This is a genomic window from Comamonas kerstersii, assembly GCF_008801935.1.
Taxonomy (GTDB): Bacteria; Pseudomonadota; Gammaproteobacteria; order Burkholderiales; family Burkholderiaceae_C; genus Comamonas; species Comamonas kerstersii.
Genome location: NZ_VZOT01000005.1, coordinates 293067 through 312400, shown reverse-complemented (window position 1 = coordinate 312400; position 19334 = coordinate 293067). Strand labels below are relative to the sequence as shown.

At 60.5% G+C, this 19334-nt stretch carries 18 protein-coding genes and 1 pseudogene; 8 read left to right on the top strand and 11 right to left on the bottom strand.

From position 1 onward, the window contains the following. The 5 genes from F7P80_RS10260 to pdxY all read left to right on the top strand — a co-directional run. On the top strand, positions 1-758 hold a 758-nt coding region (locus F7P80_RS10260; RefSeq protein WP_487246628.1), incomplete at its 5' end, for an Asp-tRNA(Asn)/Glu-tRNA(Gln) amidotransferase subunit GatB. Between the two features lie 174 nt (positions 759-932). Beyond that, positions 933-1670 carry an excinuclease ABC subunit A gene (locus F7P80_RS10255; RefSeq protein ID WP_151044524.1) on the top strand — a complete coding sequence of 246 codons (738 nt, stop codon included), beginning with the start codon at positions 933-935 and terminating at the stop codon, positions 1668-1670. Positions 1671-3300: 1630 nt separating this feature from the next. Continuing rightward, positions 3301-4338: a metal-dependent hydrolase gene (locus F7P80_RS10250; protein ID WP_151044522.1), complete on the top strand. Its 1038-nt coding sequence runs from the start codon at positions 3301-3303 to the stop codon at positions 4336-4338. Between the two features lie 717 nt (positions 4339-5055). Then, complete coding sequence (locus F7P80_RS10245; RefSeq protein ID WP_151044520.1) at positions 5056-5946, top strand: putative phage abortive infection protein; 891 nt, start codon at positions 5056-5058, stop codon at positions 5944-5946. Between the two features lie 451 nt (positions 5947-6397). Beyond that, a complete protein-coding gene (gene pdxY / locus F7P80_RS10240; protein ID WP_151044518.1) occupies positions 6398-7261 on the top strand; it encodes a pyridoxal kinase PdxY in 864 nt (287 codons plus the stop codon). 80 nt (positions 7262-7341) lie between these two features. Here the strand turns inward: pdxY and F7P80_RS10235 are convergent, their stop codons facing one another. Further along, on the bottom strand, positions 7342-8262 hold the full coding sequence (locus F7P80_RS10235; RefSeq protein ID WP_151044516.1) for an FtsZ/tubulin family protein: 921 nt from the start codon (positions 8260-8262) through the stop codon (positions 7342-7344). A 256-nt stretch (positions 8263-8518) separates the two neighbouring features. Between F7P80_RS10235 and F7P80_RS10230 the strand changes: the two genes are divergently transcribed. Continuing rightward, positions 8519-9058, top strand: coding sequence for a GNAT family N-acetyltransferase (locus tag F7P80_RS10230; RefSeq protein ID WP_151044514.1), 540 nt, complete (start codon positions 8519-8521; stop codon positions 9056-9058). A gap of 69 nt (positions 9059-9127) precedes the next feature. On the opposite strand, the pseudogene F7P80_RS17465 reads toward F7P80_RS10230, so the two are convergent. Beyond that, a pseudogene (locus F7P80_RS17465) lies at positions 9128-9708 on the bottom strand (OPT/YSL family transporter). 228 nt (positions 9709-9936) lie between these two features. Between F7P80_RS17465 and F7P80_RS10220 the strand changes: the two are divergent. After that, positions 9937-10176, top strand: coding sequence for a hypothetical protein (locus tag F7P80_RS10220; RefSeq protein ID WP_054067973.1), 240 nt, complete (start codon positions 9937-9939; stop codon positions 10174-10176). Positions 10177-10263: 87 nt separating this feature from the next. On the opposite strand, the gene F7P80_RS10215 is transcribed toward F7P80_RS10220, so the two are convergent. Both F7P80_RS10215 and pyrE read right to left on the bottom strand, forming a co-directional pair. After that, complete coding sequence (locus tag F7P80_RS10215) at positions 10264-10905, bottom strand: DUF4124 domain-containing protein (RefSeq protein WP_151044512.1); 642 nt, start codon at positions 10903-10905, stop codon at positions 10264-10266. Positions 10906-11025: 120 nt separating this feature from the next. Beyond that, entirely contained in the window at positions 11026-11724 is a 699-nt protein-coding gene (pyrE, locus tag F7P80_RS10210) for an orotate phosphoribosyltransferase (protein WP_054067971.1), read from the bottom strand. Here pyrE and F7P80_RS10205 point away from each other — a divergent pair. After that, entirely contained in the window at positions 11723-12535 is an 813-nt protein-coding gene (locus tag F7P80_RS10205; protein ID WP_151044510.1) for an exodeoxyribonuclease III, read from the top strand. The two genes, pyrE and F7P80_RS10205, sit on opposite strands and share 2 nt — an antisense overlap. A gap of 38 nt (positions 12536-12573) precedes the next feature. Here the strand turns inward: F7P80_RS10205 and F7P80_RS10200 are convergent, their stop codons facing one another. The 7 genes from F7P80_RS10200 to alr form a co-directional block, all read right to left on the bottom strand. Then, positions 12574-13758 (bottom strand): O-antigen ligase family protein, encoded by a 1185-nt coding sequence (locus F7P80_RS10200; protein WP_211372010.1) that lies wholly within the window; start codon positions 13756-13758, stop codon positions 12574-12576. A gap of 68 nt (positions 13759-13826) precedes the next feature. Further along, entirely contained in the window at positions 13827-14600 is a 774-nt protein-coding gene (locus F7P80_RS10195; protein ID WP_151044506.1) for a glycosyltransferase family 2 protein, read from the bottom strand. A 15-nt stretch (positions 14601-14615) separates the two neighbouring features. Further along, positions 14616-15530 carry a glycosyltransferase family 2 protein gene (locus F7P80_RS10190; RefSeq protein WP_054067967.1) on the bottom strand — a complete coding sequence of 305 codons (915 nt, stop codon included), beginning with the start codon at positions 15528-15530 and terminating at the stop codon, positions 14616-14618. 9 nt (positions 15531-15539) lie between these two features. Continuing rightward, complete coding sequence (locus F7P80_RS10185) at positions 15540-15749, bottom strand: zinc-finger domain-containing protein (protein WP_151044504.1); 210 nt, start codon at positions 15747-15749, stop codon at positions 15540-15542. 116 nt (positions 15750-15865) lie between these two features. Then, positions 15866-16297 (bottom strand): glycerate kinase, encoded by a 432-nt coding sequence (locus F7P80_RS10180; RefSeq protein WP_151044502.1) that lies wholly within the window; start codon positions 16295-16297, stop codon positions 15866-15868. A 191-nt stretch (positions 16298-16488) separates the two neighbouring features. Next, the gene (gene radA, locus F7P80_RS10175) at positions 16489-17874 is read right to left on the bottom strand and encodes a DNA repair protein RadA (RefSeq protein ID WP_151044500.1); all 1386 of its coding nucleotides are present in this window, start codon (positions 17872-17874) and stop codon (positions 16489-16491) included. A gap of 160 nt (positions 17875-18034) precedes the next feature. After that, entirely contained in the window at positions 18035-19153 is a 1119-nt protein-coding gene (gene alr, locus F7P80_RS10170; RefSeq protein ID WP_151044498.1) for an alanine racemase, read from the bottom strand. Positions 19154-19334: the final 181 nt, after the last annotated feature.

Genomic DNA, 19334 nt, shown 5'->3' with positions numbered 1-19334 from the left:
TCGAGCAGATCGAAGACGGCTACGAGATTCAGCAGGCCACCGTGCTGTTCAACCCCGACACGGGCGAAACCCGCGCCATGCGCACCAAGGAAGACGCGGCCGACTACCGCTACTTCCCCGACCCCGACCTGCCACCGCTGGTCGTGGCCGACAGCTGGGTGGAGCAGGTCAAGGCCGAAATGCCCGAGCTGCCCCGCCACATGGCGGCCCGCTTTGTGGAGCAGTACAGCCTGCCTGAGTACGATGCCACCACCCTGACCCAGTCGCAGGAAATGGCCGCCTACTTTGAGCGCACGGCCAAGGCCTGCGGTCAGGCCAAGCTGGCCTCCAACTGGGTGATGGGTGAAATCTCACGCCGCCTGAACACCGAAGAAATCGGTATGGACGCCGTGAAGGTCTCCAGCGACCAGCTGGCTGCTTTGATCCGCCGCATCTCGGACGGCACCATCTCCAACAACGCTGCCAAGCAGGTGTTTGAGGCGCTGTGGACGGGTGAAGGCAAGAACGCTGAAGCTGCGGATGCAGCCGCAGCGGTGGACGCCGTGATTGAAGCCAAGGGCCTCAAGCAGATGAACGACACCGGCGCGCTGGAGAAGATCATTGACGAAGTGATCGCCGCCAACCCCGGCAACGTCGAGCAGTACAAGGCTGGCAAGGACAAAGCCTTCAACGCCCTGGTCGGCCAGGTGATGAAGGCCTCCAAGGGCAAGGCCAACCCTGCCCAGGTGAACGAGCTGCTCAAGGCCAAGCTGGCCTGACACCCGCCTTCAAAGTCTTGTTACACGCGCGTTCCCCGGAACGCGTGTGCAGCACCAGATAATGCGCCAGGCCGCAGGTACACCCTACCTGCGGCCTTGTTGATTGCAGCGGGCTACCCGCCGGCTGCCTGCTTTCTGTTTCCTGGCCTGCGCCGCGCGCAGCAAAGTTTTTCTGTGATTTTTGCGAACGCTTCCCTCATCGAATCCGAAAAAGAACGCAACCTCTGCTCCAAGTTCTTTGCAGGCTACTTTTTCAACGAATTCACGGCCGGCTACTCCAAGCGCATCGCCCTGTTTAACCGCTACATCCAGGAAGCCTCGGGCCGCGACGATCTGCGCATTGAAGCGCCCAACGTCTCCTTCGACACGCACGCCTACCTGATGCACGAGCGCCTGCGCAGCAAGCTCTCGGACGTGCTGGTGTCTGACGCCGCACGCCAGGTGTTCCTGTTCATCGAAACCAAGTACCTGACGAACTGGACCTACGCCGCCGATGTGGCCAAGGGCCTGGAGCGCCTGCAGAAGGTGTTTGATGCCGAGAAAAAGCCCCACCTGGCAGATGCACACCACCACTACTTCATCCTCACCTCACGCCGCAAGGAAGAAGCCGCTGGCCGCCCCGTGCAGCACTACACGCCCGTGAACTCTCCGCTGTTTGCCTATGCGCCCGTGGCTCCGGCAACCCCTGCGACCACCGCCGCACCGGAAGCCGTGGAAGCCACCGAAGCCCCCGAAGGCGAAGCCAGCGCCGCACCTGCCAAGCCTGCGTTCACCAGCCTGCTGTACTGGGAAGACCTGGCGCAGATGTGCGACCGCTCCGAAGTGCGCCAGTACATGGAAGCGCGGCTGAAGCTGTGCATCAGCAGCAGCCGCAATCCGCACAAGTCTTCGTACTTCCTGCCCACGGCCTGAGGGGGCAGTGGATAAGTGGGCTGTCTGCGCACGGGCGGCCTGCTCGTGAAGAGTTCTTTTCTATTTTTATAGCTGGTAGCGCTTGCTGGATGGGCGCTAGTGGCTGATTTGGTTCTTGTTTTTGTATGTATCGCTGATGGCCGTTGATATCTGCTGCTGAGGGTGAAAAGTCCTTTTCGATGCGCGAGCCGGTTCCCTCCCCTGCTTGCGGGAGAGGGAGTTCAAGGCGCAGCGCTTGTGCTACCCCGCACGCCAGCTGCAAGACTGGCGTGCTTCCATATAAAAATTCAAATTTCCGGCGGCTGTTTGAACGGAGCGACGAAGGAGCGAAGTGAGTTTCGCCGGACAGGCCGCCTGCAAGGCTCGCCTTTTCTTTCCCCCATTTCTTTTGGCGACGCAAAAGAAATGGGGTCGGCTGTCGGGCCGAGACCCGACTCCCTCCCTGAAAGCAAGCACACCGCTTCAACAAGGAGCAGGCTGGCCCCCATCCCCGCCTTCCCCCAGTGGGGGAAGGAGATATATGCCCCCTCACCCCCACCCTCTCCCGCAAGCGGGAGAGGGAGTTCAAGGCGCAGCGCTTGTGCTACCCCGCACGCCAGCCGCAGGACTGGCGTGCTTCCATATAAAATTCAAATTTCCGGCGGCTGTTTGAACGGAGCGACGAAGGAGCGCAGTGAGTTTCGCCGGACAGGCCGCCTGCAGGCTCGCCTTTTCTTTCCCCCATTTCTTTTGGCGACGCAAAAGAAATGGGGTCGGCTGTCGGGCCGAGACCCGACCCCCTCCCTGAAAGCAAGCACACCGCTTCAACAAGGAGCAGGCTGGCCCCCATCCCCGCCTTCCCCCAGTGGGGGAAGGAGATATATGCCCCCTCACCCCCACCCTCTCCCGCAAGCGGGAGAGGGAGTTCAAGGCGCAGCGCTTGTGCTACCCCGCACGCCAGCCGCAGGACTGGCGTGCTTCCATATAAAAATTCAAATTTCCGGCGGCTGTTTGAACGGAGCGACGAAGGAGCGCAGTGAGTTTCGCAGGACAGGCCGCCTGCAGGCTCGCCTTTTCTTTCCCCCATTTCTTTTGGCGAGGCAAAAGAAATGGAGTCGGCTGTCGGGTCGAGACCCGACTCCCTCCCTCAAACCAAGCACACCGCACCAACAAGAAGCAAAGGCCCCCATCCCCTCCTTCCCCCAGCAGGGGAAGGAGACGCATGCCCCCTCACCCTCACCCTCTCCCGCAAGCGGGAGAGGGAGTTCAAGGCGCAGCGCTTGTGCTACCCCGCACGCCAGCCGCAGGACTGGCGTGCCTCCATATAAAAATTCAAATTTCCGGCGGCTGTCTGAACGGAGCGACGCAGGAGCGCAGTGAGTTTCGCCGGACAAGCCGCCTGCAGGCTCGCCTTTTCTTTCCCCCATTTCTTTTAGCGACGCAAAAGAAATGGGGTCGGCTGTCGGGCCGAGACCCGACTCCCTCCCTCAAACCAAGCACACCGCCAAACCAGCACACCAAGCCACAGCAAAGAAAAGAACTTTTCAAACAGCAGAGCAACTAACGCAGAATTGACGGGCGCAACCGGCCAAATTCGCCTCAAACACACCGCCTCCCGCAAAACCCTTTTCACTCCACCATCTCACAACACATGGACTCCCTCACCCAAGCCGTGCTCGGCGCCAGCGTGACCGTGGCCGTCATGGGCCGCCGTACCTCCTTTGGCAAAGCAGCCCTGATCGGCGCCATTGCAGGCACGCTGCCTGATCTGGACGTGGTGATCGACCATGGCGACGACTTGCTCAACATGGTGCGCCACCGGGCGGAGTCGCATTCGCTGTTCTTTCTAGCCCTGCTCTCCCCGCTGTTGGGCTGGCTCACCAACTGGTGGCTGCAACGCAAGGCTCCGCCGGGCACACCCGGGCATGCGGGGCGGTGGACGCTGGCGTGGCTGCTGGTGCTGATCACCCACGTGGGCATTGACGCCATGACCAGCTACGGCACGCAGTTCTTCCAGCCGTTTACCGACCATGCCTATGCCGTGGGCAGCATGTTCATCATTGACCCGCTCTACACCGTGCCGCTGATCGTGGGGCTGGTGTGGTCTGGCCTGCGGGCACGCAAGGGCAAGGCTTGGGGAGCGCCCAATGCCTGGGCACTGGTCTTGAGCTGTGTGTATCTGCTGTGGAGCGTGGCTGCGCAGCAGCATGTGCGCACGGTGGCGCACAAGTCGCTGGAGGCACAGGACATCCACAACGCGCAGCTGTGGGTGTATGCATCGCCCTTTAACACCGTGCTGTGGCGGGTGCTGGCGGTTACGCCCACGCACAGCCATGAAGGTTTCTACAGCCTGCTCGATCAAGACCCGCACATCCCCTTAACGGCCACCGAGCGCGGGCAGGCATACCTGGAGCGCTGGGCCGATGTGCCCCATGTACAGCGCATGCTGCGCTTTACGCAAGGCCCGGTGCGCATGGAGGTGGTGGACGGCCGCGTGCTGCTCACCGATCTGCGCATGGGGCAGGAGCCGCATTACAGCTTTGTGTTTGACCTGGGCACGCCCGAGGAGCTGGATGCAGGCAAGGTGGCGCAGGTGCGCCGCCTCAAAGCTACGCTGCGCGCAGACTTTGAAGGGCAAAGCCTGTGGCAGCGCCTGAAAGGCAAACCTGCACCTGCGGGCGGTGAGTGAGGCGGCCAGTGCCTGCGCCTCAGCGCCAAGCAGCACCTGCCACCCTCACCCTGCCCTCTCCCGCCAGAGGGAGAGGGAGAAACAACAAAATCCATAGCTACCAGCGCTTGCTGCATAAGCGCTAGAGGCATATTTCATTCAGAAAACCAGCGGCTGTAGCACAGCGCCTTTGCGGCCATTTTCCAACCAGGTTGGCCCCCATCCCCGCCTTCCCCCAGCGGGGGAAGGAGATACATGTCCCCTCACCCCCACCCTCTCCCGCAAGCGGGAGAGGGAGTTCAAGGCGCAGCGCTTGTGCTACCCCGCACGCCAGCGGCAAGACTGGCGTGCCCCCATATAAAAATTCAAATTTCCGGCGGCTGTTTGAACGGAGCGACGAAGGAGCGCAGTGAGTTTCGCCGGACAGCGTCGCAGACGCGCTTTTTGGTCTCCACCCACATTGCTTCGCAATATGAGTTTCGCCCCACGCAAGCGTGAAGGTTCCTTTTTGTCGCGCACAAAAAGGAACTCGGCTGTCGGGCCGAGACCCGACTCCCTCCCTCAAACCAAGCACACCGCTCAAACAAAAAGCAGGAAAGAGAGAGAATACAAAACTCATAGCTGCCAGCGCTCGCGGGCATAGATAAAAAGCAGGCCCACCAGACCTGCAGCATCGCTGTTCTCCTATAGCCATTCCATGCTGCAAGCCTTACAAACTGGAGCTTCGGGAGATACCACATGCGCTTGAACGCTTGGAAAGAAATTCACCTGCTGGAACTGATGGCCGTTTTTCTGCTGGCGTGTACGGTCTGGTTCTACCTCAAGACCTACTGGGATTTTGAGTCCAACTACCAGACCTGGCTGGAGACCGCCAACAACGGCGAGGGCATGAGCCGTGCCGAGGCGCTGGGTCTGTCGGGCGACTTTCTCGGCGGTGTGCTCAACCCGATTCTGAGTTTTTTCTCCTTCATTGCCCTGCTGTTCACCTTGCGGCTGCAGCGCCGTGAGCTGGCGGCCACCATGGAGGAGCTGAAAAAGTCCACCCTGGCGGCCGAGGCCAATGTGCGCCTGTTCACCGAGCAGATTGCGGCGCAGCGGCTCGACGCGTTTGAGAACACGTTCTTTTCGCTGCTCAAGCTGTTCAACTCCACGTTTGAAAAAATCAACGCGCCGCTGCTTGCCCAGCACGGGACGGCAGCTTCCACCCCTTTGCAGGCACTGATGGAGCAGGCCCACGCCCAACCCAGTCTGGAAGATGCGCGCAAGCTGCTGATGGCCGACCACAGCGAGATTGACCACTTCATCTCCGTGCTGTTTGAGATGCTGAAGTTCATCGACCAGAAGTTTCCCAAGGCGGGCCTGCACAAGGAGGACGCTGCGCAGGATGGCCACAGCGACCGCATGTTCTACGCCAACATCCTCAAGGCCATCATGAACCAGGATGCGTTTGAGGTGGTGGCCATGTACGCGGCCACGCACCAGACGCAAAGCCCGTACTACGCCTTCCGGCAGCTGATTGAAAAGTACGAACTGCTCGAGGAGCTGGACCTGCGTGCCGTGCACCGGCAGAAGTTTCTGGCCGGGTATGCGCATTACTTTGCGCAGCTCAAGCCGCCTGTGCCGCTGTAAACATCTTTTCAACGCGATCCCAGCCCTTGCGCCTGCACACAGCGACTGCACAGGCAAAGTGCTGCGCTGCATCTGCAGGCACGCTGGTGAGCGCACCATGGCATGAAAAGGACTTTTCAGACGCGGCTGCTGGCCGAGAGCGGCCAGACACGTCCTATTCATAAATCAGATATGTCTGCGCCTGGCTGTGGCTGCTGTACATGGTGTATCAGGACAGAAAGCAGATGCAGGCAAGCTGAGCACCTCTGCGACTGCTGCTCACAGGCCGAGCTCTTGCACGGCCTTTTGCTTTACGCTTTTGCTTTGGGGGAAGGCCGGATGCCTTGTTTTGTCTCACTACCGCCCGTCGCTTTTCAGTCCGGCCATGCGTTGCACGAATCGCAGCGCTACCATGCTCTCCCATTGCATTGAACAGCCCGGCCATGTGCCGGGCGACCTTCTTCCCTGAGCCATGAACATTCTTTCCATCCAGTCCCATGTTTCCTACGGCCACGTTGGCAATTCGGCAGCCGTGTTCCCGCTGCAGCGCCTCGGGCATGAGGTGTGGCCGGTGTACACCGTGAACTTCTCCAACCACACGGGCTATGGTCAGTGGGGGGGCTCACCCATTCCTGCCAGCGAGGTGACAGCCATCATCAGCGCCATGGAGCAGCGCGGCGCACTGGCGCAGGTGGATGTGGTGCTCAGCGGCTACCAGGGCGGCACCGACATTGCCGACGCCATTCTGGATGCCGTCGCACGCGTGAAGGCCGCCAACCCCAACGCCACCTACACCTGCGACCCGGTGATGGGCAATGCCAAGTCGGGCTGCTTTGTGAACCCTGCAATCCCCGAACTGCTGCGCGAGCGCGTGGTGCCCAAGGCCGATCTGGTGACACCCAACCAGTTCGAGCTGGGCTATCTGGCAGGCATGCAAGTGCAGACGCTGGAAGAAACACTCAAGGCCGTGGACGCCGTCATGGCCATGGGCCCCCGCGCCGTACTGGTGACCAGTGTGTTCCGCTCCGATGCAGCGCCCGGCACCATTGAGATGCTGGCAGCAGACGCCAATGGCGCATGGCTGGTCACAACCCCGCACCTGCCCTTCAAGGCCAATGGTTCCGGCGATGTGACCGCCGCGCTGTTTACCGCACACTACAGCCAGCACTTTGGCGCAATGGGCTCTGCCAAGCTGGCGCTGGAGCGCACCAAGGCCAGCATGTTTGAGCTGCTGACCCGCACCCACGAAAGCGGCCAGCGCGAGCTGCAGCTGGTGCAGGCCCAGGAGAGCTATGTGAACCCCAAGGTGCAATTTGCTGCACAGCAGGTGCGCTGATTCAGCTTCTGCGCATATAAAAACAATAGCTTCCAGCGCTTGTACACAAAGTGCTGGAAGCTATTTTTTATGGCAGCGTCTCAATACGAAATCAGCAAGGTGATGCCCAGCTCCGCTTCCAGGCGCTGGGAGTAACCGCTGCCATAGATAAAGTGCACATCGGGCAGCATCATGCTGCTGATGGTCTGCATGATTTCCCGCGCGTCGCTGAGCTTGAGCTGGCCATGTGCAGCATCCACCAGCACCAGTGCGGCACGTGCGCAGCGCAGTTCGGCCACGGTCATCAGGCGGCCCTGGGTGAGCTGCTCCAGCAGGTCCTGCGCCAGCCGTGGGCCGCGCTGCACGACGGCGTGGGCCATGTGGGAGTTGCGGCCACAGAGCGCGCTAAAAATGTCCTGCACATCCACATTGATGTGGCCGTATTCGTTGACGGCCTGCAGCAAGGTGTCACACACATGCTGCACATAGGGCGCGGGGTCATCCAGCGGGGCAAAGCGTGCGCCATCAATGAGCATGCTGGCATTGCACAGTTCATGCAGCTGGGCATGGGCATGCCGGGACTGCTGAATGACTTCTGCCCCCTGGTGCAGCCGTGCAGAAAGCACCACGGCCAGCACGTCTATGCCTGCGGCCTGCAGGCGGCGGGCCAGCGTCAGACTGGTAATGCGCGCAGCACGCGTGGAGGTATCCACCACCAGCCCTGTGCATTCGCTGAGGCTGGTGCGCAGCCAGGCCAGCACCTTGTCAGCCACGGCATCCGCACTGTCCTGCAGCGCAGCTGCGCTGTCTTCCACGGCATCCAGCGTCACCCAGCTCTGGCCCTGCTCGGTGGGCTGACCGGGTTCTGTGCTGACAAAGCACTGCGCCACCTGCATCTCGGAGTGCCATGTGCCCATGGCACGGCAGGCCGCCGGCCCCACGGCAATGCAGCGCGCCGCGACCTCCGGCAGTGAAGAAGACAGAGAAGGCATGGATGCCGGAGACAGCTGGATTTCTGCCATGAAACACCTTATGGATGATGCAGTCTGGGCTGCTGGATTAATTCAAAAATCATAGCTAGAAATCACAGTATGGCAAGAATCAACGCCAGATAGCCATCCTCTTCAGACAGGTGCTGCACGCTGCCGCTGCACCCAGTTGCCAGGCCAGTCATGTGCCAGAGGCCTCCCGCTGCACATCGGCCATCTTCCCTACGCCGGGCAGGCGCGCAGGCTGCCACAATGGCGCTTTGTCCGTTGTCTGGAAGAAAGGGCCGCCATGGAGCTGACATTGCTGCAAGCTGCGGATGCCGCCACTTTGCTGGCCTTTGAAACACAGCACCGCGATGCGTTTGAACGCTGGATGGATCCGCGCCCGGAGCCCTTCTACACCCCCGAAGGTTTTGCCCGCACCCTGCAGGCAGCCTTGCAGCAGCAATCCGCCGGGCTGGCATGGCACTACCTGATCTGGTGCAACGGCGTGCTGGCAGGCCGCATCAGCCTGACGCAGGTGCAGCGCAGCCATGTTGCACAGGCCACGCTGAGCTACCGCATTGCCCCTGAGTACGGCGGTCAGGGCCTGGCAACCGATGCCGTGGCAGCAGTCATGCAAAAAGCTTTTCATGTGCACCACCTGCAAAGGCTGACAGCGCCCGTGCGGCCACAGAACAAGGCGGCGGTGCAGGTGCTGCTGAAAAACGGTTTTCACCCCCACGGCCATGCCACCACCCAGCCGCAGCTGCACCGCCAGTGGCTGGACGTGCTGCACTACGAAGCCACGCTGCCAGTGCAGCGCGCTGTGCAGCAGGCGCACGCATAAAAAAGGGCTGCACCATGGTGCAGCCCTCGCATCTGCACGGCGTTATCCAACGCCGTGTGTATGCAAGGTTCAGGAACGCAATACGCGCTTGTAGAAGAAGGCAAAGAGGGCTGCAAATGCCACCAGGCCCAGCCACATGGCAGGCGCAAAGCCATGGCCTACCAGCGCCAGTGGCGCACCGCTGCCGCTAAAGCCAATCACGGCCGCCAGTGCCAGACCCATCAGGCTTTCACCCACGATCATGCCCGAAGCCAGCAGCAGGCCACGCTCTTGTGCCGCAGCCACCCAGTCCTTGCCATTGCGCTCGCCATAGCGGCGGATGGCACGCTGAATCAGCCAGCCCAGCAGAGCACCCAGCACCAGCACCAGCGTCATGCCAATGGTGGGGGCAGGTAGATGCCCAGACCCACGGCCAGTGGAGGCAGAGCACCCGTGCCGCGCTTGCGCAGCAGCACATCGGCCACGATGGCGGCCACGCCGACGGCGACGCCCAGACCCAGCATGTTCCAGTCCAGATTGCTCTTGAAGATGCCGTTGGCAATCTGTGTCATCTGGGTGGCCTGCGGTGCAGCCAACGCCTGCGATGCGTCCATGCCTTCACGGGGCAGTGCACCAGCAAAGCCGTAGGCGTTGTAGAGCAGCTCCAGCACAGGAGGAATCACCACGGCACCGACCACGCAGCCAGTGGTGCGCGAGGCCTGTCAGTGTTGTCACACAATGCAAGGTGCATGATCAGCAGGCCATGTCAGCCCAGACCGCATCCGCGTGTGGCCCGACATGGCAGCCACACGTGCAGCCAGCACCTCTTGTGCTGATGCGGCCATCCATGCCACATTCAGCGCTGTGACCGCCATCTGATGATTTTCAGGAGCCTTGCCATGACTGCTACTTCTGCCCCCATCAATCTCGACAAGTTGCGCAATGCCGTGCAAAAGTTTGGCAGCCACTCTTTCACCACCGTGCAAGTGGCACGCGACTATCAGGGTGACGAGCAACAACTCAGCGCCGCTGACACCCAGCACTTTGAAGCACTGCTGCGCCGCCATGCAGCCCTGCTGGGCATTGCACCGCAGGTATCGGGCACGGGCGGTGCTACGGTGTGGCAGGCACTCTCATAAAAATAGCTGCCAGCGCTTGAAAATGAAACACTTCAAAGATATTTATATTTGAAATCAAGCAAATACAAGCGCTAGCTGCTCACTTTTTTACTCAGACCCCGCACTGGCTGCAGCACGCTGGCGCCAGAGCATTTCCAGCCGCTGCAGCTCTTCGTCAAAACGTGCGTGTATACGGCGCTGGTCTGTTTCATAGGCAGCGATCTGCGCCTGCTGTGCAGCAATATCACGCTGCACATCCTGCAGGCGAGCTGTCAGGCGTGCAGGCGTCTTGGACGCGTCTTTGGCGTAGAACTCCAGTTCCTGCTGCAGTTCGCGCTCCTGCTGCTGCAGCTCCTCCAGCCGCTGGCGTGACATGGCCAGCAATGCCTCCAGCTGCTGCATGCCCTGGCGGCGCTGTGCGTCGTGGGCTGCACGGTCTGGGTAGCGCGCCAGCAGCACCTGATCGCGCCGCTGCTGCTCCTTGCGCTTTTCTTTTTCACGCTGCTGCGCCAACTGCTGCTGGCGGCGTACTTCAAGATGCTGCGCCATTTCGGCTTCCGTCATGGCTGGACCGATGCGCTGGCGCACCACGCCCGAGGGGCCCAGCACGCGCTGTTCGCGGTCCTGGCACTGGGGAATGAGGCGGTCGGACGTAATCCGCACGCCGGATGCATCAATGCAGGTGTAGATATTGCTGTCTGACGGAGGCTGTGCCCACAGCGGAGTACAGCACGCAGCACTCAACACCATTGCGAGCCTCAGATGTGTGGCCAATTTCATGGCTTGTCATAGTTGTGGTGTGCAGAGCCACTGACGGCCATATGGCAAAAGCGCTGCTGCGCCCCTGCCGCCCTCTCCCGTCAGAGACTCTTAATCATTGACTCCATAGCGCTGGCGATAGGCCAGCACGCGCTCATGGTGCTGCGCCATCTCTCCTTCGCCCCCTCGGGCCTCCAGGTAGGCCAGCAAGTCCGACAGATTGGCAATCGCGCAGACTTGCAGACCCAGCTGGTTGCGCACGTACTGCACGGCGCTGTGGTCCACATCCTTGCCATTCTCGGTGGCTTTCTCCTGGCGGTCCAGCGCAATCGCCACGGCGTGTGGCGTAGCCCCCGCAGCCTGGATCAAGGCAATGGATTCACGCGCTGCCGTGCCCGCGCTCATCACATCGTCAATGATGAGTACACGGCCCTGGATGGGCGCGCCGACCAGCGTGCCGCCCTCGCCATGGTCCTTGGCTTCCTTGCGGTTGTAGGCAAAGGGCACGTTCTTGCCCATGCGCGCCAGCTCCACCGCCACGGTAGCGGCCAGAGGGATGCCCTTGTAGGCTGGGCCAAAGACCATATCAAACTCCATGCCACTGGCCACAATGGCTTTTGCATAGAATTCAGCCAAACGTGCCATCTTGGCGCCGTCATCGAACAAGCCGGCATTGAAAAAATAAGGGCTCATACGCCCGGCCTTGGTCTTGAACTCCCCAAAACGCAATACGCCGGATTGCACGGCGAACTGCACAAATTCCTGCGCCAGTTGAGTGTTCTGTTCCTGCTGCGCGCCACTGATAGACATGGATGCTTCCCTTTTCAAATTGACCAGCCTCAACCTCAACGGCATTCGTTCTGCCGCTTCCAAGGGTGTGGAGGACTGGATCGCTGCGACCGGCCCGGATTGTATTTGCGTGCAAGAGGTCAAGGCCCAAGCTGCGGATATCGCCGACAAGTTTGACTCCCTGGCAGGCATGCCAGGCGTCTTCCATTTTGCGCAAAAGCGCGGCTACTCGGGCGTGGGCATCTACAGCCGCCACGAGCCCAGCGATGTGATTGCAGGCTTTGACCCTGAAGAGTTCGATGCCGAAGGACGATACGTGGAGGCGCGCTTTGATACGCCCACCCGCAAGTTCTCCATCATCAGCAGCTACTTTCCCAGCGGCTCCTCCGGCGAAGACCGCCAGGCCGCCAAGTTCCGCTTTCTGGCCAAGATGCACGCCCACTTGATGCGCCTGAAAGGCGAACGCGAGTTTGTGCTGTGCGGTGACATCAACATTGCCCACCGCAAGGAAGACCTGAAAAACTGGCGCAGCAACCAGAAGAACAGCGGCTTCACCCCCGAAGAACGCGCCTGGATGGACATGCTGCTGGCCGATAACGAAAACGGAGGCATCAAGGATGTCTACCGCTGCCTCAAGCCCGACACCACGGACGAGTGCTACACATGGTGGAGCAACCGCGGCCAGGCCTATGCAAACAACGTGGGCTGGCGCCTGGACTACCACCTCGCCACCCCAGCCATCGCTGCCCTGGCACGGGAGGAGTCCATCTACAAGGGCGAGAAATTCTCAGACCATGCGCCGATGACGGTGGGGTATGAGATGAAGCTGTAAAAGTAAAAAAGCCAAGTGCATGCACTTGGCTTTTTTATTTATGTGGGCTGCTGGCTGCTGCGGACTGACTGCAGGACAATCCCAGCACACGCCAAGCACGTCATCATCACAAAAAAGTGACTTTCCCGAGCGCTGAACAGCGATGCATTGATCAGACTGTTGACAGCAAACAGCGCCGAGAAGCACCATGCTATCCGACGCGGTGAATCTGGCATTTTGCGTGTCATCCAGATCGGAGACACCACAAAGAGCACGAACAAAGCAAGACCGAGGAGGCCGTGCTCCATCCAGAAAAACAGGTACTGGTTATGGGGGTGCCAGCGACCAAAGCCACACCACCCATCCGCAGTCACGTGCTCGCACCACTGTGAGTGATAGCTGCCGGTTCCCCAACCCTGCAAGGGCTTTTCCAGTGTCATCTGCAGCGTGTATTTCCAGAAGTTATACCGTCCGCCAATGCTGGTAATTTCCATGGAGTCGCTGTTTTCCAGCTCAGTCACAGCCTGCTCCACTCGATGCTGCACGCGCTCAGACGAGGCCAGACTCAGAGCAATCACACAGGCCACTACACCGATCGTCAGCCACTGCTTCCAGCCTCTGGCCCATTTCAAGGCATACATGCCCAATGCAACGATCAGCAGCAAATATCCCGTCCGCCCATTGGACAAATGGGTCACCACCAGCACCGCCAGCACAAAACTGGCGGCAAAAAATGCCTGCTCCATGCGATGGCTACTGGTCACCGCTTTTTCGAGCAGCAAGATGGCAAAAAACACCATCATGATGTTCTGTGTGATGTAGTCACCAATGACCGTATGGTCCTGCCCCCAGCCCAGATTCTGGGTGCTGGACCATGGAAGCTGGAAAAAAATATTGGCGTATGCTGAAACAAGAATAAAGCCCATGGCTGCCATAAAAGCATACACACAGCGCTGACGCCATTTTTCGTTCTGAAGCAACAGGATAAATACAGGCACCAGCAGCAATTTGGCGTATTTGCTGAAGTGCAATCTGACATCGTCCAAGGGGGCTGGTGTATAGGCCCACCCCAATAGCATCAATACATAGAGCCCCAACGCCGCAATCACCAAAGGACTGCGCAGCACATAGGCATATTCACGCAAAGACTTCCACGCGAACAGCCCCAGCACAAATGCCAAGGCCATGGAAACATAACCCAAGGCCATTGCCACTGGGAAGGCGAAATAAGCCAGCACCAGCACACTCAGTGCAGCAATCAAGCATTTGCTGTTGCTTTGCGGCGAAAAATCGTTATTTGAAATATGCATGGTTAACGTTTCTTAGTTTCCTGCAGCTGTGCTTGATCTGTTTCCAGAGCGACATAGCGAAAGAAACATTCCAGACCAACAAACAAGCTGATCAAAAATCCGGCTCTTCCACATAGAAATGCACGCCGGAAAAAATAAACACGAGAGAAATTGGCAATACCGGAAGCTAAACCTCGCAGCACACCACCGCGTTTCCCTTGGGCATGGCGCTTCATGGCTCCGAGCTGCACATACTGAGCCAGCTTGACCAGACTGCCGTAAATCGTTTCACGCGAATAATGGGGCAACCGATGGCTCAGTTGACGCTGTAGCACGCCCTCCCGAATCAGGCGTGCTCCCTCGTGAACCACCCCTTCGAAGCCCAGCAGCAATCTTCGAGGAAACAGGCGCATCACACCGCCACCGCCACTCATGCGCGCCAGTGACTGGCCATAGGCGATCTCTTCCCAGACGACTTCCCATACAGCATCCTGGTCTGCGTCCACCACGCCTCGAATTTCTGCTGCCAGTTCCGGCGTAAGTTGTTCGTCCGCATCCAGAAAGAAAATCCAGTCTCCATTCGCGTGCTGCAGTACACGGTTGCGCTGCACAGCAAAGCCTTGCCAGTCCGCATGAATGTAAACCTCTGCCCCCTTGGCTCTGGCGATATCCACGGTGGCGTCACTGCTGCCACTGTCCACCACAATGATTTGATCTGCGAATGCTGCACTATCAATGCATGCAGCAATACGCCGTTCCTCATTCATGGTGAGGATGCCAATGGTCAGTCTGGCCATCTTGATTCCGTTGAATTAGTACGTGGTGGAGGCGCTGCACAGCCCGCGAATGCGCCCCCACAGCCGCGCCAGGTGCTTGGGTGATGGTGCAAGCAAACGCAGGGCCAGCAGGGCCACGGCTCCACTCAAAGACTTCATGCGGTGCTTGCGCGCCGCCTGCGCCCCAGCATGCTTGGCTGTAAACAGCACTTTGGAGCGTGCATGGTGGTAACCGCGCCCGTATTCCACTCGCCAAGGGCGGGGCCCACGCACCGAACCACGGTTGGAGTGCGCCACATGCACGGCAGGCTGAAGCAGCACAGGCTTGTGCTCCTGCAGCAGGCGCAGGCACATGTCTTCGTCCTCGTAGTAGAGAAAAAATCGCTCATCAAACCAGCCGTCACGTGGCTGATTCGCCAGCCGCAGCAGCATGGCTGCGCCACAGGCATTGCCCACACAGCTCACACCCTCGGCCGCTGGTCCTCGGGATGACCACCAGTGGCGAATCCAGCCGTAGTTCAGCTGTGGGCGACCATCATTGCCGGTCAGCTGAGGCACCACAATCGCCGCATCTGGCCATTGCTGCGCCGTCTCCCACAGTGCCTGTGCATGCTCCGCACGCAGACCACAGTCGGGATTGATCATCAGGCAGAACGGCGTGGATGCAGCCGCAAAACCACGATTGTTGGCAAAACCAAAGCCTTGGTTCTCCGGCAAGGCAATGACCTGTGCCTGCGGCAGCTGACTGTGCACCTGCACCACGGTGTCATCGGCGCTGCCGTTGTCGACCACGATGACATGGGGCCAGCCCCTGAGCTGACGTGACAGATCCGGCACACAGTGCGCACTGTTGTAGGTGACGATCACTGCCGTGATCTGTGCCAAAGCAGGACAGCGCTCCAAAAGAGCGCTGTCCTGCAGTTCGTTCGTCGTCGCAATAGAGCTGGTCATGCAAATTACTCAATGCCCACCGGCAAACACTTCCCCGGCCTTGAGCTTATAGACCGTGCCGCAGTAGGGGCACTTGCCTTCGCCGTGGTGGGCCACATCGATATAGACCTTGGGGTGGCCATTCCACAGCTGCATGTCTGCCTTGGGGCTGGGGCAGTAGACGCCGCCTTGCTGGTTCAGGTCTTTGGCAGTCAGTTCGACGATGGCAGTGGTACTCATGGTGGGTGTCTCTCTCACAGGTGGAAGGCAGCCTGTGCGTGCAGGCTGCTTGCAGTTCAAATCTGAATAAAAAGCTGGCCCGGAGCCAGCCTTCCGTCTGTGAGGGATTCTAAAGCTTAGCTTGCCACCGTCGGTGACTGAGGAGCCTGGGTTTCAGATTTCTGCGGACGCACCAGCGTCCACTTGACCAGCCGACCGTTCACGAACTCGCAGGTCACGTGCGAATCCGTGCCATCGGTCCAGCGGTAGATCTCCGGGTCCTGCCCCTCTTCGGACAGGCGCTCACCCAGCGAGCGGGTCAGGGCCACCACATGCATCAGGTTGACCTTGGGCTTGAGCTTGGCGTTGAGCATCACGGCGCTGCCGACATAGCCGATGGGGCGCTCCGCCGCGCGGCGCATGACGGTCATCAGCCGCGTGAAGTGCAGCAGCAGCCACATGAGAATACCGCCGCCCACGGCGGCGACGCCCTTCCAGCCCAGCGAGTCATAGGCCAGGTACAGCAGGGCCAGCAGGCCCAGGGGGATCATTACGTTGCGCGCATTCATGCTGTCATTCTCTTATGGGAGGAGGCTGCCTGTTTTGTGGGCAGTGCGTATCCCACAGCCAGCCGGACTAAAAGCCGCTCACGCTGCCCAGTCAACCGCAGGTTGACGTTGGAGACGAGGCGCGAAGCCGCAGGCAGTACAACACGTACGACAAGGCTGAGCAACGACGTACCCAGGGTTGCGGAGCGAGTCTAATCCAGCCCACGCGCCACCTGCATGGCCTCATCCACACGCTCGACCGCATGGATGGTCAGCCCCGCAATCGGCTTCTTGGGTGCATTGGCCTTGGGCACGATGGCCACGGTAAAGCCGAGCTTGGCAGCTTCCTTGAGGCGGTCCTGCCCGCGCGGCGCAGGGCGTACTTCGCCTGCCAGACCCACTTCACCAAAGGCCACAAAGCCCCTGGGCAATGCCTTGCCGCGCAGGCTGGAGGTGATGGACAGCATCACCGCCAAGTCGGCCGCAGGCTCGCCAATGCGCACGCCGCCTACGGCGTTGACGAACACATCCTGATCCGCACAGGCCACGCCTGCATGGCGGTTGAGCACGGCCAGCAGCATGGCCAGGCGATCGCGGTCCAGACCCACAGACAGGCGGCGCGGCGCGGGGCCAGCGCTGTCCACCAGTGCCTGGATTTCCACCAGCAGCGGGCGCGTGCCTTCCAGCGTGACCATTACGCAGCTGCCAGGCACGGGCTCGGTGTGCTGACTCAGAAAGATGGCGCTGGGGTTGCTCACGCCTTTGAGGCCCTTTTCGGTCATGGCGAACACGCCGATTTCGTTCACCGCGCCAAAGCGGTTCTTGATGGCGCGGATCAGCCGGTGCGGGCTGTGCGTGTCGCCCTCGAAGTACAGCACGGTGTCCACCATATGCTCCAGCACACGGGGGCCGGCCAGTGCGCCTTCCTTGGTGACGTGGCCGACCAGAATCACCGTAATACCCGTGCTCTTGGCCATGCGCGTCAGATGCGCGGCGCATTCGCGCACCTGGGCCACCGAGCCGGGCGCGCTGCTGAGCTGGTCGGAGTACATGGTCTGGATGGAGTCAATCACCACCACCGCAGGCTGCACGGCGTCCACCGTGGCGAGGATTTTTTCCAGCTGAATTTCTGCCAGCAGGTTGACCAGGCTGCCATCAATGCCCAGCCGACGCGAGCGCAGCGCGACCTGAGAGCCGCTTTCTTCACCGGTCACATACAGCGTGGGCAAGCCTGCGCGCTGCAGCGCATCCATGGCCTGCAGCAGCAGCGTGGATTTGCCGATGCCGGGGTCGCCGCCAATGAGCACCACACCGCCTTCGACCACGCCGCCGCCAAGCACGCGGTCCAGCTCCTCAATACCGCTGGGCGTACGTGCCACATCCTGCGCATCAATGGCGTGCAACGGTGTGACGGGCTGGGCGTTAGCCATGCCCGCATAGCCCTGTGGTGCGCTGAGGCGGTTCTTGCCGCCAGACGCCGCCTCCGGCACGCTTTCGATCAGGCTGTTCCAGGCGCCGCAGCTGGGGCACTTGCCCAGCCAGCGCGGCGAGGTGCCGCCACATTCATTGCAGGTGTAGATGGTTTTCTCTTTGGCCATGGCATGACTATATCGGCGCAGCCTGGCTGGCTGCTGCGAGCACCTGCAATGGCCGTGGAGGCATCTATCAAAAGCAGAGCGCCTAGCGTTTGTATTGACTGGTTTTCAGATACAAAAGTATCTGAAAACCTTATCAATTCAGTGCAAGCAGCTCTCTTTTTTATTTGCGTGGCGTTGCTTCTTCGTCATTCACCATGGGCACGCGTGCTGCCACTGCACACATCAGCTCATAGCCCACAGTGCCTGCGGCGGCAGCCACTTCGTCGATCGACAGCATGGCGCCGGTCCTGGGCGACTTGCCCCACAGCACGACCTCGCTGCCCAGACCCGCGCCGGGCACGGGTGTGAGGTCCACGCACAGCATGTCCATGCTCACACGGCCCAGCAGACGCGTGCGCACACCGTTGACCAGCACCGGCGTGCCCGTGCCGCACAGGCGTGGATAGCCGTCGGCATAGCCGCAGGAGACCACGCCGATATGCATGGGTTCGGTGGCAGTAAAGGTGGAGCCATAGCCCACGGTGTCACCCGCCTGCAGCTGCTGCGTGCCAATCACCTGGGCGCTGAGCGTCATGGCGGGCTGCAGGTTCCATTGCTGCGCGGTGTGTGCAGGATAGTCGGGCGAGCTGCCAAACAGCACGATGCCGGGGCGCACCCAGTCGCCACGCAGGTGTTCGTCCGAGGCTTCCAGCAGCGATGCCGCGCTGTTGCACAGCGTGCGCTCGCCGGGCAGATCGTGCGTAGCACGCTCAAACACCGCACGCTGGTGGGCCGTGCCACGGGGACCATCGGCATCGCTGAAGTGGGTGATGAAGGAGATTTCCTCCACCTGCGTCAGCGCATTGAGGCGCGCATAGGCACTGCGAAAGCGCTCGGGCGTGAAGCCCAGGCGGTTCATGCCACTGTTCATCTTGAGGAACACGCGGTGTGGCACCTGGGTCTTGTGCGCAGCCAGCCAGTCGATCTGGCGGTCGCAGTGCACGGTGTGCCACAGGCCCAGGCGGGAGCACATCTCCAAATCGCGCGGCTCAAACACGCCTTCAATCAGCAGGATGGGGCCACGCCAGTCCATGGCGCGCAGGCGCTGTGCTTCCGCAATTTCCAGCACCGCAAAACCATCGGCGGCGCGCAGCCCGGCAAAGGCATGTTCCAGCCCGTGGCCGTAGGCATTGGCCTTGACCATGCACATCAGCTTGGCGTCCGGGGCCGCCTTGCGCACTTGCTCGAGGTTGTGACGTAACGCTTGAGGGTGGATGGTGGCAAGAATCGGACGGGGCATGTCAAAGCAATCAAAACGGGGCAAATGGCACATTCTGGCACTGCCAGCGCAGGATGTAAGCGAACTCCGCAGGCAATACTGCGTGCAGCATTGGCATACAGCCGCAAATCCGGAAGATGCATTCGGTTTATGAAAGTTCGGTCCGTACACCCCGTGATATAACCGACCGTCATTTTGCCAA

Excerpts from the sequence above, each read along its gene's own strand:
- F7P80_RS10250 (WP_151044522.1), top strand. The coding sequence starts at position 3,301 with ATGGACTCCCTCACCCAAGCCGTGCTCGGCGCCAGCGTGACCGTGGCC.
- F7P80_RS10245 (WP_151044520.1), top strand. The coding sequence starts at position 5,056 with ATGCGCTTGAACGCTTGGAAAGAAATTCACCTGCTGGAACTGATGGCC.
- pdxY (WP_151044518.1), top strand. The coding sequence starts at position 6,398 with ATGAACATTCTTTCCATCCAGTCCCATGTTTCCTACGGCCACGTTGGC.
- F7P80_RS10235 (WP_151044516.1), bottom strand. The coding sequence starts at position 8,262 with ATGGCAGAAATCCAGCTGTCTCCGGCATCCATGCCTTCTCTGTCTTCT.
- F7P80_RS10230 (WP_151044514.1), top strand. The coding sequence starts at position 8,519 with ATGGAGCTGACATTGCTGCAAGCTGCGGATGCCGCCACTTTGCTGGCC.
- F7P80_RS10220 (WP_054067973.1), top strand. The coding sequence starts at position 9,937 with ATGACTGCTACTTCTGCCCCCATCAATCTCGACAAGTTGCGCAATGCC.
- F7P80_RS10215 (WP_151044512.1), bottom strand. The coding sequence starts at position 10,905 with ATGGTGTTGAGTGCTGCGTGCTGTACTCCGCTGTGGGCACAGCCTCCG.
- F7P80_RS10205 (WP_151044510.1), top strand. The coding sequence starts at position 11,723 with ATGGATGCTTCCCTTTTCAAATTGACCAGCCTCAACCTCAACGGCATT.
- pyrE (WP_054067971.1), bottom strand. The coding sequence starts at position 11,724 with ATGTCTATCAGTGGCGCGCAGCAGGAACAGAACACTCAACTGGCGCAG.
- F7P80_RS10195 (WP_151044506.1), bottom strand. The coding sequence starts at position 14,600 with ATGGCCAGACTGACCATTGGCATCCTCACCATGAATGAGGAACGGCGT.
- F7P80_RS10190 (WP_054067967.1), bottom strand. The coding sequence starts at position 15,530 with ATGACCAGCTCTATTGCGACGACGAACGAACTGCAGGACAGCGCTCTT.
- F7P80_RS10185 (WP_151044504.1), bottom strand. The coding sequence starts at position 15,749 with ATGAGTACCACTGCCATCGTCGAACTGACTGCCAAAGACCTGAACCAG.
- F7P80_RS10180 (WP_151044502.1), bottom strand. The coding sequence starts at position 16,297 with ATGAATGCGCGCAACGTAATGATCCCCCTGGGCCTGCTGGCCCTGCTG.
- radA (WP_151044500.1), bottom strand. The coding sequence starts at position 17,874 with ATGGCCAAAGAGAAAACCATCTACACCTGCAATGAATGTGGCGGCACC.
- alr (WP_151044498.1), bottom strand. The coding sequence starts at position 19,153 with ATGCCCCGTCCGATTCTTGCCACCATCCACCCTCAAGCGTTACGTCAC.